The sequence below is a fragment of the Streptomyces sp. JLBJ103 genome, assembly GCF_058215575.1.
In genome coordinates this window covers 5,006,765-5,019,160 of the sequence record NZ_CM177089.1, presented here as the reverse complement: position 1 = coordinate 5,019,160, position 12,396 = coordinate 5,006,765, and the positions used below count along the sequence as shown (strand labels likewise).

The 12,396-nt window shown below is 71.5% G+C and carries 11 protein-coding genes; 5 read left to right on the top strand and 6 right to left on the bottom strand.

The window, feature by feature from the left end; all coding sequences use genetic code 11:
• The first annotated feature begins 6 nt into the window (after window positions 1–6).
• From AC4BEG_RS22155 to qcrB, 3 genes are all read left to right on the top strand, one after another.
• Window positions 7–927, top strand: a complete 921-nt coding sequence (locus AC4BEG_RS22155; protein ID WP_490701491.1) for a carbohydrate ABC transporter permease — start codon at window positions 7–9, stop codon at window positions 925–927.
• A 96-nt stretch (window positions 928–1,023) separates the two neighbouring features.
• Entirely contained in the window at window positions 1,024–2,451 is a 1,428-nt protein-coding gene (locus AC4BEG_RS22150; RefSeq protein WP_490701490.1) for a GH1 family beta-glucosidase, read from the top strand.
• A gap of 208 nt (window positions 2,452–2,659) precedes the next feature.
• Window positions 2,660–4,306 carry a cytochrome bc1 complex cytochrome b subunit gene (qcrB, locus tag AC4BEG_RS22145; RefSeq protein ID WP_490701489.1) on the top strand — a complete coding sequence of 549 codons (1,647 nt, stop codon included), beginning with the start codon at window positions 2,660–2,662 and terminating at the stop codon, window positions 4,304–4,306.
• Between the two features lie 72 nt (window positions 4,307–4,378).
• Here the strand turns inward: qcrB and AC4BEG_RS22140 are convergent, their stop codons facing one another.
• From AC4BEG_RS22140 to AC4BEG_RS22130, 3 genes are all read right to left on the bottom strand, one after another.
• The gene (locus AC4BEG_RS22140; protein ID WP_490701488.1) at window positions 4,379–5,458 is read right to left on the bottom strand and encodes a chitinase; all 1,080 of its coding nucleotides are present in this window, start codon (window positions 5,456–5,458) and stop codon (window positions 4,379–4,381) included.
• 139 nt (window positions 5,459–5,597) lie between these two features.
• Window positions 5,598–7,040, bottom strand: a complete 1,443-nt coding sequence (locus AC4BEG_RS22135) for a sensor histidine kinase (protein WP_490701487.1) — start codon at window positions 7,038–7,040, stop codon at window positions 5,598–5,600.
• The gene (locus AC4BEG_RS22130; RefSeq protein WP_490701486.1) at window positions 7,037–7,765 is read right to left on the bottom strand and encodes a response regulator transcription factor; all 729 of its coding nucleotides are present in this window, start codon (window positions 7,763–7,765) and stop codon (window positions 7,037–7,039) included. The genes AC4BEG_RS22135 and AC4BEG_RS22130 overlap by 4 nt, the downstream gene beginning before the upstream one ends.
• Before the next feature lie 42 nt (window positions 7,766–7,807).
• Between AC4BEG_RS22130 and AC4BEG_RS22125 the strand changes: the two genes are divergently transcribed.
• The gene (locus tag AC4BEG_RS22125) at window positions 7,808–8,344 is read left to right on the top strand and encodes a hypothetical protein (RefSeq protein WP_490701485.1); all 537 of its coding nucleotides are present in this window, start codon (window positions 7,808–7,810) and stop codon (window positions 8,342–8,344) included.
• A 22-nt stretch (window positions 8,345–8,366) separates the two neighbouring features.
• Here AC4BEG_RS22125 and AC4BEG_RS22120 read toward each other — a convergent pair whose 3' ends face one another.
• Both AC4BEG_RS22120 and AC4BEG_RS22115 read right to left on the bottom strand, forming a co-directional pair.
• Window positions 8,367–9,257 carry a spermidine synthase gene (locus tag AC4BEG_RS22120; protein WP_490701484.1) on the bottom strand — a complete coding sequence of 297 codons (891 nt, stop codon included), beginning with the start codon at window positions 9,255–9,257 and terminating at the stop codon, window positions 8,367–8,369.
• Window positions 9,258–9,362: 105 nt separating this feature from the next.
• Window positions 9,363–9,851: a hypothetical protein gene (locus tag AC4BEG_RS22115; RefSeq protein WP_490701483.1), complete on the bottom strand. Its 489-nt coding sequence runs from the start codon at window positions 9,849–9,851 to the stop codon at window positions 9,363–9,365.
• A 189-nt stretch (window positions 9,852–10,040) separates the two neighbouring features.
• Between AC4BEG_RS22115 and AC4BEG_RS22110 the strand changes: the two genes are divergently transcribed.
• On the top strand, window positions 10,041–11,408 hold the full coding sequence (locus AC4BEG_RS22110; protein WP_490701482.1) for an NsdA family TPR-like regulatory protein: 1,368 nt from the start codon (window positions 10,041–10,043) through the stop codon (window positions 11,406–11,408).
• Between the two features lie 122 nt (window positions 11,409–11,530).
• Here the strand turns inward: AC4BEG_RS22110 and AC4BEG_RS22105 are convergent, their stop codons facing one another.
• Complete coding sequence (locus tag AC4BEG_RS22105; protein ID WP_490701481.1) at window positions 11,531–12,124, bottom strand: histidine phosphatase family protein; 594 nt, start codon at window positions 12,122–12,124, stop codon at window positions 11,531–11,533.
• Window positions 12,125–12,396: the final 272 nt, after the last annotated feature.

Here is a 12,396-nt window from a genome sequence, read left to right as displayed (position 1 = left end):
AGAGCCATGACCGCCACCGTGCCGTCCCGTCCGACGGCTGATACCGCGGCGGCGTCCGCACCGCCTCCCGCGCCCCCGGCCGCACGGGGCCGCCAACGGGCCGGACGCCCGCTGCGCGGCGGGCCGTTGACCTACGCCGTACTCATCCTCTTCACCGTGGGCTCGCTGTTCCCGCTGGTGTGGACCGCCGTCGCCGCGTCCCGTACCAATACCCGGCTGGCCGGGACCCCGCCGCCGTTCTGGTTCGGCAGAAACCTCGCCGGAAACCTGACGATCGCATGGCGCGACGCCAACATGGGCACGGCGTTGCTCAATACGACCGTGGTGGCGGGGACGGTCGCGGCGGGGACCGTGCTGTTCTCGACGATCGCCGGATTCGCCTTCGCCAAGCTGCGGTTCCGATTCAAGAACGCACTGCTGCTGCTCACCATCGGGACGATGATGGTGCCACCGCAGCTGAGCGTGGTGCCGTTGTACATGACCATCGCCGAGCTGAAGTGGACCGATCAGCTTCAGGCGGTCATCCTGCCGACCCTGGTCAGCGCCTTCGGGGTCTTCTTCATGCGGCAGTACCTGCTCCAGGCGCTGCCGTCCGAACTGGTCGAGGCGGCGCGGATGGACGGGGCGAGCAGTCCGCGGATCATCTGGCATGTGGTGTTCCCGGCGGCGCGGCCGGCCATGGCCGTCCTGGGCATGCTCACCTTCGTCCAGGCGTGGAACGACTTCTTCTGGCCGGTGATCGCGCTCACCCAGAGCGGCAACCCGACCGTGCAGGTGGCCCTGACCGGCCTCGGCCGCGGCTATATCCCCGATCAATCGGTGATCATGGCGGGCGCGCTGCTCGGCACCCTTCCGCTGCTGTTCGTCTTTGTGCTCTTCGGCAAGCAGATGGTGGGCGGCATCATGCAGGGCGCCGTCAAGGGCTAGGCCCCGTCTTCAAAGGCCCTGTCTTCAAAGGGGCCGCTCCGACCCGTTCCTTCGACCCGTCCGGACCACCACCTTCGTACGCATGGGAGCGCTTCCATGACACTCGCCTTTCCGCCCGGATTCCTGTGGGGCGCGGCCACGGCCGCCTACCAGGTCGAGGGGGCCGCGCAGGAGGACGGCCGTACCCCGTCCATCTGGGACACCTTCAGCCGCACCCCCGGAAAGGTGCTCGGCGGTGACACCGGTGATATCGCCGCCGACCACTACCACCGCTACCGCGAGGACGTCCGGCTGATGAGCGGGCTGCGGCTGGGCGCGTACCGCTTCTCGGTCTCCTGGCCTCGGGTCCAGCCCACCGGCCGCGGCCCGGCCGTCCAGCGCGGTCTCGACTTCTACCGCGCGCTGGTGGACGAGCTGCTGACGGCGGGCATCCAGCCGGTGCTGACGCTCTACCACTGGGATCTGCCGCAGGAGCTGGAGTCCCCGTTCCGCGGTGGCTCGGCCGCGGGTGGCGGCTGGCCGGAGCGGGAGACCGCCGAGCGGTTCGCGGAGTACGCCGGGATCGTGGCCGGGGCGCTCGGCGACCGCGTGGACTTCTGGACCACCCTCAACGAGCCCTGGTGCAGCGCCTTCCTGGGCTACGCCTCGGGGGTGCACGCCCCGGGGCGCACCGAGCGGCCGGCCGCGCTGCGCGCCGCCCATCACCTCAATCTCGCCCATGGTCTGGGCGCCCAGGCGCTGCGCGCCGCACTGCCCGCCCGCGCCCGCATCGCCATCAGCCTCAACCCGGCGGTCGTCAGACCGCTGACCGGGAGCCCCGAGGACCTGGACGCACAGCGACGGATCGACGCGCTCGCCAACCGCGTCTTCACCGGGCCGCTGCTGCACGGCGCGTATCCGGGGGACCTGATCGAGGACACCCGGTCCATCACCGACTGGGACTTCGTCCACGACGGCGACCTCGCCGCCATCAAGCAGCCCCTGGACGCGCTGGGCATCAACTACTACACCCCGTCCCTGGTGTCCGCCCCGGCCGGTGACGCGCCCGCGGTGCGCCAGGACAGCCATGGCACGGTCGCCCACTCCCCCTTCCCCGGCGCCGAGCGGGTGGCGTTCCACCAGCCCCCCGGCGAGCGCACCGAGATGGGCTGGACGGTGGACCCGACCGGGCTGCACGACCTGCTGATGCGCTACACCCGGGAGGCACCGGGGGTGCCGCTGTACATCACGGAGAACGGCGCCGCGTACGACGACAAGCCGGACGCGGACGGCCGGGTCCATGACCCGGAGCGGATCGACTACCTCCGGAGCCATCTGGCGGCGGCGCACCGGGCGCTCGCGGACGGCGCCGATCTGCGGGGGTATTTCCTGTGGTCCCTGATGGACAATTTCGAATGGGCATACGGCTACAGCAAGCGTTTCGGCGCGGTCTATGTGGACTATCCGTCCCAGGCCCGTATCCCGAAGTCAAGCGCCCGCTGGTACGCACGGGTGGCGGAGACCGGTGAGCTGCCGGAGGCGTAGGGCTCGTCGCCACAGCCATACCGGCGGCCTGCCGGGGCGCTCTCCGGGGCACCCTCCGGGGCGAGCAGATGTTCGACCAGCCCCGGATTTTCCCGCCCATGCGTATGCCGCGTTTTCTTCCCACGTTTCCTCCAACATTTCCGCCAAAGGGGCTAGCCGCGCACGGCCGACGCGGGCGGGGTGGTGGAGGGACTGGTAAATCCGAAACATGAGAGCATTCCCGGGGCGCCGGCAGAGGGTCCACGACGACGAATCCGCCCGGACCGCACCGGTCGGCAAGGGCGAGGCCCTGGCCGACTGGGCGGACGGGCGAGTGGGCCTCTTCAAGATGGCCAAGGCCAATCTGCGGAAGGTCTTCCCGGACCACTGGTCCTTTCTGATCGGTGAGATCGCGCTCTACACCTTCATCATCATCATTCTCACCGGGGTCTATCTGACCCTGTTCTTCGAGCCCTCGATGAGCGAGGTCGTCTACCACGGCCGTTACGTCCCGCTCCAGGGCATCCGAATGTCCGAGGCGTACGAGTCCACCTTGGACATCAGCTTCGACCTCCGCGGCGGACTGCTGCTGCGGCAGATCCACCACTGGGCGGCGATCCTCTTCATCGCGAGCATGCTCGTCCATATGATGCGCACGTTCTTCAACGGCGTGTTCCGCAAACCGCGTGAGATCAACTGGATGTCCGGCGCCGGACTGCTGATCCTCGGTATGTTCGACGGCTTCCTGGGTTATTCACTGCCCGACGATCTGCTCTCGGGCACCGGTCTGCGCTTCATGGAGGGCGCGATCCTGTCGGTGCCGATCGTGGGGACCTACCTGTCGTTCTTCCTCTTCGGCGGGCAATTCCCCGGCGACATCATCATTCCGCGACTGTTCACCGTGCACATCCTGCTGATCCCGGGCATCATGCTGGGGCTGCTGGCGCTCCATATGATGCTGCTCGTCTACCACAAGCACACCCATCACCCGGGGCCCGGCCGGAAGAACATGAACATCGTCGGGCCGCCCCTGTGGCCGGTCTATGTGGCCAAGTCCGGCGGTTTCTTCTTCCTGGTCTTCGCCATCACCGCCCTGATGTCGGGCATCGCCACCGTCAACCCGATCTGGGCCTACGGCCCGTACCGGCCCGACATGGTGTCCACCGACGCCCAGCCCGACTGGTACATGGGCTTCTCCGAGGGGCTGATCCGGCTGATGCCCGGCTGGGAGATCAACCTCTGGGGCCATACGCTCGTCCTCGGCATCTTCATCCCGCTGATGATCTTCCCGATGGTGCTGCTCGTCATCTGGCTCTATCCGTTCCTCGAGGCGTGGATCACCGGGGACAGACGCGAGCACCACCTCAATGAACGCCCGCGCAACGCCCCGACCCGTACCGCCTTCGGCGCCGCCTGGATCGCCCTGTACATCGTGCTGCTGATCGGCGGCGGCAACGACCTCGTCGCCACCCACTTCCATCTGTCGATCAACGCCATCACCTGGGCCGGCCGGATCGCCTTCTTCGTGGCGCCGGTCGTGGTGTTCGCCATCACCAAGCGGATCTGCCTGGGACTCCAGCGACGCGACCGGGACAAGGTGCTGCACGGCCGGGAGACCGGGGTCATCCAGCGGTTGCCGCACGGCGAGTACATGGAGGTGCACGAGCCGCTGACGCAGGGCGAGCGGTTCACCCTGACCTCCTACGACCAGTACCAGCCGCTGGAGCTGCCGCCCGCGGTCGACGAAGCCGGGGTCGAACGCAAGCTGACGTTCACGGAGCGGCTGCGGGTCCGGCTCTCCCGCGCCTACTTCGGTGAGAACGGACAGATCGCCAAGCCCACGCGCGAGGAGTTCGAGCGGCAGCACCATCCGTAGCGGCCCGCATCACACGACCGGCCCCCGGGAACGTTCCCGGGGGCCGGTCGTGTGGTCGGGTGCCTTCCGGCGTCAGCCCTTGTACGCGCCGAACTCCTTGGAGAACGCGAACTCCTTCTGCTCGACCGAACTGCACGTGGGCGACGCGGAGTTCTGGGCACCGCCTGGGCACTGCTTGTCACGGGTCGCGGACCACATGGAGAGCCCGCCGAGCTTCTTGGAGTTGGCGAAGTCCACCAGCTGCTTGGCGTCGTCCACGGTGAAGATCTCGGTGGCCACGTCATTGACGCCGATCATCGGGGTGACCGCGACGGTCCGCCAGGCGTCCTTGTCGCTCAGCCCGAGGGCGTCCTTGATCTGGCCCTGGGTCGCGGTGGCCGCGTCGATCGCGTACTGGCCCATGTCACCGTCGAACGAGGCGCCGTAGTCCATCGCCATGATGTTGACGGCGGAGACCTTCACCCCGTTCTCCTTGGCGTCGGCGACCAGCTTGACGCCGTCCTGGGTGAGCCCGGTCGGCATCACCGGCAGGGTGAAGGAGACGTCCAGGCCGGGGTGGCTCTTCTGGAGGGCGGCGATGGCCTTCGCGCGGCGGGTGTTGGCGGCCGTGTCCGGCAGCGCGGCGCCCTCGATGTCGAAGTCGACCTTGGTGAGCTTGAAGGTGTCCACGGCCTTGGCGTACGCCGCGGTGAGCTGGTCGACCGAGGTGCAGGCCAGGCCCAGTTCGGAGCCGGAAGCACCGCCGAAGGAGACCCGGACATCGCCCCCTGCCGCGCGCAGCTCGTCCATCTGCTGGGCCACGGCGTCGCTGCCGAGGTCGGTGACCCCGCCCCACTTGGGCGTACAGCCGCCGCCGGAGGTGATGAAGGCGAGGTTGAACTCCTTGACGCCGGTCTTCTTGGCCGCGCCCACCAGGTCGAAGGCGGGCGAGAGCGAGGTGTCGACGTACGGGGCGAAGCCCGCGGCCGCCCGGGGCGCCTTCGTGGTCTTCGCCATGGTGCGCTTGGTGGCCGAGTGCTTCTTCTGAGCGACGGTTCCGGCGTTCGCCGCACCGCTGAGCGCGAACGCCGCGCCGCCGGCCACCGCGGCGGCGGCCACCGCGCCGATCACCATGTTGGTCCGGCTCACCGTGCGACGGTGCGTGGTGCTCATCAGATGCCTGCCTCTGTGAACGTGTGCGTGGGGGGTGGTGGTGCGGACAGCACGCTAGCGAGGCCGAAACAGGCAAAAACCCCTTCCCGGGCCCGGAGCACGCTTCTTATGGCTCCCTTAAGGAGCCCATCGGAAGCGATTAAGCCGGACCCCGCCCACCGTCCGGGCCCCCGGGCAATCGTGAGGTCAGCCGTGAGGTCAGCCGCTCGGTGAGGCAGCGCGCCTTCAGTCGGCCCCTGCGGCGACTGCCGCGCCGCCCGCGCTCCGCCGCCCCGTCGCCGTGCAGCGACAGCCAGACCCGCACCTCGGTGCCGCCCAGCACCGAGCGCCCGATACGCACATCACCACCCGTGGACTCGGCGACCCGGCGCACGATGTCCAGCCCGAGCCCGGTCGAGCCGGGGCCGCCGTCGCCGTGGCCGCGGCGCAGCGCCGCCTCCGGATCCTCGATACCGGGGCCCGCGTCGGAGACCAGCACGATCACGCTGTCCTCGCCGTTGTGGACATCGACGGCGAACGCGGTGCCCTCGGGGGTGTGCCGGAAGACATTGCCGAGCAGCGCGTCGAGGGCGGCGGCGAGTTCGGGGCGGGCGACCGGGACTCGTACGGTGAGGTCGACCCCGGCCAGCCGTACGGTGCGGTCCTCGTCCTCGGCCAGCGCGGACCAGAAGTCCATCCGCTCCCGGATCACCTCGGAGACATCGCAGCCGGAGCGGGCGTGGGTCTTCTGCTGCCGCGCGGTGCGGATGATCTGGTCGACCTCGCGCTCCAACTGGGCGACGGCGGCCCGGGTCTGGTCGGCCGCCGGTCCGTCGCCGAGCGAGGCGGCGTTGAGGCGCAGCACGGTGAGCGGGGTGCGCAGCCGGTGGGAGAGGTCGGCGGCCAGCTCACGCTCCCCGGCCAGCAGCTGGACCACCTGGTCGGCCATGGAGTTGAACGCCACGGCGGCGGACCGGAGTTCGGCCGGGCCCTCCTCGGGAACGCGCACCCCCAGCTCGCCCTGGCCCAGGTCGTGGGCGGCCCCGGCGAGCCGTTTCGCCGGGCGTACCAGCCGGGTGCCGAGCCGGTCCGCGGTCGCCACGGCGCCCACGATCAGGGCGAGGCCGACCCCGGCCAGCACCAGCCAGGAGGTGGCCACCCCGCTGGTGACCGTGGCACGCGGTACATACACCTCCACCACCGCGACCTGAGCGGTGCTCAGCGCGGTGGGCTGGAGCAGGGTGTAGCCGCCGGGGGCCTCGGAGACCGAGGACCGGCCCAGCTTGCGGGCAGTGGCCACCGCACCGCGGTGCGCCCGGCTCTTGCCGAGGTCGTAGCCGCTGCCCTCGCGGCCCGGCGCATCGGGGACATGGACGGCCATCCGGCCGTCCCCGCCCGCCTGGGTGCTGGCCACGGCGCGCTGGAGCCGGGCACGTTCGGTGGTGATGGCGAGCGCCGGGCCGATCTGGGCGGCCTGCCGCTCGGCGTCCGCGAACGCCCGGTCACGGGCCAGCTCCTTGACGACAAGTCCGAGCGGTACGGCGAAGGCGACCACGACCATGGCGGTGACGGCCAGGCAGACCTTGACCAGGGCCCATCTCACCGGCGCTCCCGGACGCCCGCGCCCTCGCCGTCCTGCATGGGGGGCTCGAGTTTCACCCCGACCCCGCGCAGGGTGTGCAGATAGCGGGGGCGTGCGGCGGTTTCGCCCAGTTTGCGGCGCAACCAGGACAGATGGACGTCAATGGTCTGGTCGTCACCGTAGGACTGCTGCCAGACCTCGGCCAGCAGTTCCTTGCGGGGCACCACCACGCCGGGACGTCCGGCGAGGAAGGCCAGCAGGTCGAACTCGCGCCGGGTCAGGTCGAGTCCGACCCCGTCCAGGGCGGCCTGGCGGCGCAGCGGATCGACGGTGAGGCCGCCGACCCGCAGCACCCCCGAGGGCGGGGTCTCACCGGCGGCGGGGGTGCGGGAGCGGCGCAGCACGGCGGCCATCCGGGCCGAAAGGTGCGCCACCGAGAAGGGTTTGACGAGGTAGTCGTCGGCGCCGTCGTTGAGCAGCCGGACGATCTCCGCCTCGTCGTCCCGCGCGGTCGCCACGATGACCGGGACATCGGTGATCCCGCGCAGCATCTTCAGCGCCTCGGCCCCGTCCAGATCGGGCAGCCCGAGATCGAGGATGACTACGTCGAATCCGATCTGCGCCACCTCGCGGAGCGCCTCCAGAGCGGTGCCCACACTGCGGACGGTGTGGGACGCCTCGGTCAGCTGCCGTATGAGGGCCGAACGAACGAACTGGTCGTCCTCGACGACGAGCACACTTGCCATGGGCGGCACCGTACGCCATCCGGGTGAGGCAGCATGGGGGGCATGCAACGAGCTCTGGTCCAATGCCTGGCGTGGGTACTGGCCACGGCAGCCGCGGTCGCGCTGTCCTGGTACGGCGTGCGTACGGTGCTGACCGGCACGGCGTACGACCCGCCGCGCGCGCTGACGATCGCGGGCGAGGGCCGGTCGACGACGCAGGAACGCTCCTCCTCGACCCACCAGCCCGATCCGCCCTCGCGGCCCTCGGACGCGCGGTCCGCGTCCCCGTCTCCCGCCCGCTCCTCGGCCCCGCCGTCGCGCGGTACGAAGCCGGATCCCGCACCGCGTCCGACAAAGGAGTCGAAGCCGGAGGAGAGCGGAAACATCCGCAGTTATCCGGTGCGGGGCGGCCGCGTCGTCTTCGACATCCGCGACTCCGGGGCGGATCTGGTCTCGGCCACCCCGGACAGCGGCTGGCAGATGCAGGTGTGGAAGCAGACCCAGTGGATCCGGGTGGACTTCACCTCGGGATCGGAGACCACCTCGGTCTACTGCACCTGGCACGACGGTCCGCCGACGGTCCAGGTGGACCATCCCTGACACAACCGGCCCTGGTGCACGTTCAGTCGAAGACGTCCGGCGGCGGGGCCGGGGAGGGCGCGGCGGCGGCGTCGGTCACGGGGGCCGCGCCACCGGTGAAGTCCTTGAGGGCTCGGCCGTGTTCGACCCGAGCGGGCTGCGGATCGCTCGCGGCGCGGCGGGTCAGCTCGGCCAGCGGCAGTTCCCGGTCGGAGGCCAGCAGCACCGCGTTTCCGAAGCGGCGGCCGCGCAGCACGGCGGGGTCGGCGGTCAGACACACTTCGGTGAACACCGCGCGGGCGGTGGCGATCTGGGCTCGCAGATGGGCCAGCGGCGGGCCGTCGGCGACATTGGCGGCGTAGGCCCCGCCGGGGCGCAGCGCCCGCCGCACCTCGCCGAGAAACTCCACGCTGGTGAGATGGGCGGGGGTACGGCCGCCGCCGAAGACATCCGCGATGATCAGGTCGGCCCAGCCGTCGGGGACCTTGGCGAGCCCGGCGCGGGCATCGGTGGAACGCACCCGTATCCGGTCGCCGGGGTCGAGCGGCAGCTCACGCCGGACGAACTGGACGAGCGGGGCGTCGATCTCGACGACCTGCTGGGTGGAGCGGGGGCGGGTGGCCGCGATGTAGCGGGCGAGGGTGAAGGCGCCACCGCCGAGGTGGACGGCGTGGAGCGGACGTCCGGGCGGGGCGGCGAGATCGGCGATATGACCGAATCGGCGCTGGTACTCGAAGTCGAGGCGGGCCGGGTCGTCCAGATCCACATGGGACTGCGGCTTGCCGTCCAGCAGCAGGGTGAAGGCGCGCTGATGGTCGCGGTCCGGCACCAGCTCGGCGAGCCCCCCGTCCACGGGTGCCACGGCCGGCTCGGGGGTGCGCCCCCGGCCCCTGCCGCGCCCGTGCGCCGCTCGCTTGTGTGTGCCTTTCGTCATGAGCCCCAGTATGCGTCCGGCCACCGACAACGGCCGTCACGGAGATCACCGGGGTTCAACGGAGATCACCGGGGGTCAGGACATCAGCAGTGGATCACCGGGCGATCACTGGCAGCGGTCGACGGCCTCGATGGTGCGGGCCGCCTCGCCGAGCGCCGCCCGCAGTTCCGCGGGGTCGGTGGCCACGCTGTACGCGTCGCCCGGCGGCACCAGCCAGCCGGTGCCGGTCCCCGGGGGCTCGCCCGGGGCGCGGGGCGCGGGCACGGGGTCGGGGTCGGTGCCGGGTACGGGGTCGGCGCCGGGACTGATCCGCATACCGCGCCCGGAGGTCCGGGTGCAGTCACTGCCCGGCAGATCCCAGCCGTCCGCGGTGCCGGGCGGCACCAGGAAGCCGAGGGTGTCGCAGGCGGTGTCGTGCACGACGGGCCCGAGGCCGTCGCACGCACGGCGCAGGATGTCCACCGCCTCCAGCCCCTGACGGGCGGGCACGGTGACCAGATCACAGTCCTGGCGCGGGGGATGGTGAGCCGTGCGCGGGGGATGCTGGGCAGTCGTCCGTGAGCGGCTGATATCCACTCCGGCCTCCCTCTTCATCAGGTTGCGAGGGGTTCAACGCCCGGACGGCGTCAACGGCTACGGCCGAATGCCGCCGTAAAGGATGGCAGTTCATGGCAGATCGTGGGCGACATATCCCAATTGCTGGAATTCTCCGAGTGTCGGGTATCTCACAGCCGGTACGGTTCTCCCCCGCCCACCTGGCAGTACCCAAGGGAGAGGCTGCATATGACGCCGCTTCCAGATCCTCCGGCCCCCCGGCCGAACACCGCGTTCCGGCGACTGCGAGGACCGCACTCCCCCGCCGAGTTCGCGGCCTCCGTACGCCGCGCCGCCCGTGAGATCGGCGAACAGGTCTCCTGCGACGCCCGCTACATCGGCCGTGTCGAGTCCGGGGCGATCCGCTGCCCCAACTACGCCTACGAACGCGTCTTCCGCCATATGTTCCCCGGCCGCTCCCTGGCCGATCTGGGCTTCGCCCCCCGGGAGTCGGTCCGCGGCCACCGCGCCCGCCACGGCGCGGGCACCGTCCCCGCGCCCGCGCCCGGGGCGGGGGCGGGGGCGGGGGCGTCCGTCGATGTCTTCGAGGAGAGCGAACTGCTACGCCGTGCCTTCATGACCAGTGGGGCGGCGGCCGCCGCCGTGGCCGCGACCCCCCTCGTCCCCCCGCCCCGGCGGTCCGGGCGCCGGGTGGGCGAGGCGGAGGCCGCCGCCGTGGAGGAGGCTGTGCGCCGGATCCGGGTGCTGGACGACCGGCACGGCGCGGACACCCTCTACAGCCACACCGCCAAACCGCTGAGCGCCGCCTACGCCCTGCTGGACGCGGGCGGCTACAGCCGCTCGGTCGCCGCCCGGCTCTACGCGGGCGCCGGTGAACTGGCCATCTCGGTGGGCTGGTTGGCCCATGACTCCGGCCGACTCTCCGACGCCCGTTCGCACTACGCCGAGGCGCTGGCCACCGCGCGGGTCAGCGGTGACCCCGCCCTGGAGGCCCACGCCTTCTGCAACACCGCCTTCCTGGCACGCGACGCGGGGCGCCCCCGCGAGGCGGTCCGGGCCGCCCAGGCGGCCCAGCGGGTCGCCGAACGGCTCTCCTCCCCGCGGCTGTTGTCCCTGCTGGCACTGCGCGAGGCGGGCGGCTGGGCCTGGCTCGGCGACCGCGGCGGCTGCGAGACCGCCCTGCTGCGCGCCCAGACCCTGTTCGGCCGCGGCCCCTCGGACGCCGATCCCGAGTGGATGAGCTTCTACGGCGAAGCGGAGCTGGAGGGTCTGGAGGCCCAGTGCTGGTCGGCGCTGGGCGACTGGGCGCGCGCCGTCGACCACGCGCGCCGCGCGGTCGCACTCCAGGACCCCCACTTCACCCGCAACATCGCGCTGTTCACCACCGAGTTGGCGGGCGACCTCGCACAGCACGGCGCACCGGACGAGGCCGCCGCGGCGGCGGCGCGCGCCCTGCGGCTGATGGACCAGGTCACCTCGTCCCGGATCCGCCGCATGCTCGACGACACCGCCCGGCGGCTGCGTCCGCACGACGACGAGGCCCCGGTCGCGGACTTCCTGGACCGCTACGAGACGGCCACGCGCCGCCGCGTCTGACCCGCCGTCGCCCGACGGCCCGCGGAACCCCCGCGCCACGCACGGCCGGAGGGCACGCCAGGCAACGCCTCGCGCCAGGGCCGGGCCGGACCGCCGGGGCCGGGACCGGCGGCCGGAGGCCGTCAGCCCAGATGGCCCGTGTCGTTCCAGCGCTCGATGGCCGGTTCGCCGTACGCCCAGCCCAGGATCGACAGCGACGTCGGGTCCAGCCGGATCCGGGACGCGAAGGAGATGTCGTAGCCGAGCCAGCGCGCGCCCAGGGTCCGCAGGATGTGGCCGTGCGCGAAGACCAGCACATCGCGGTCGGCCGAGCGCGCCCACTCCACCACCGCGTCCGCGCGGGCGGCGACCGCCTCCCGCGCCTCGCCCTCCGGAACGCCGTCGCGCCAGATCAGCCAGCCCGGCCGGGACGCCTTGATCTCGCCCGGGGTCAGCCCCTCGTAGGCGCCGTAGTCCCACTCCAGCAGGGCGTCCCACTCCCGCGCCCGGTCTCCGAAGCCCGCCAGCTCACAGCTCTCCTTCGCGCGGGACAGCGGGCTGGTGCGTACCTCGGCCTCCGGCAGCCCGGCCCAGGGCGCGCGGTGCAGCCGCTCACCGAGCAGCTTGGCGCCCCGCCGTCCTTCGTCGAGCAGCGGGATGTCGGTGCGGCCGGTGTGCTTCCCGCACAGCGACCACTCCGTCTGTCCGTGCCGGGCCAGGAGGATGCGGGGTGCCATGGGTGTGCCTTTCAGCGGATGGACCACCACGGCGCGCCGCCGTGCCCCGTCGCACACCGCCGCCCGCGGCCTGATGCGAACGCGGGGTGCGGACCTCAACCGGTCCGCCGTCCCCATCATCGCTCACCCGTTCCCGAGGCAACCCGCGGGGCGATCCTTGCGTCTATTCCTTCGCGCACCACGTCGACCGGGGGACAAAAACGGGGCACTCCTACCGCGACCGGGGCATTCCGGGGGCGGTTCACGCGTTGCCTCGCCTACACCGTACGGTT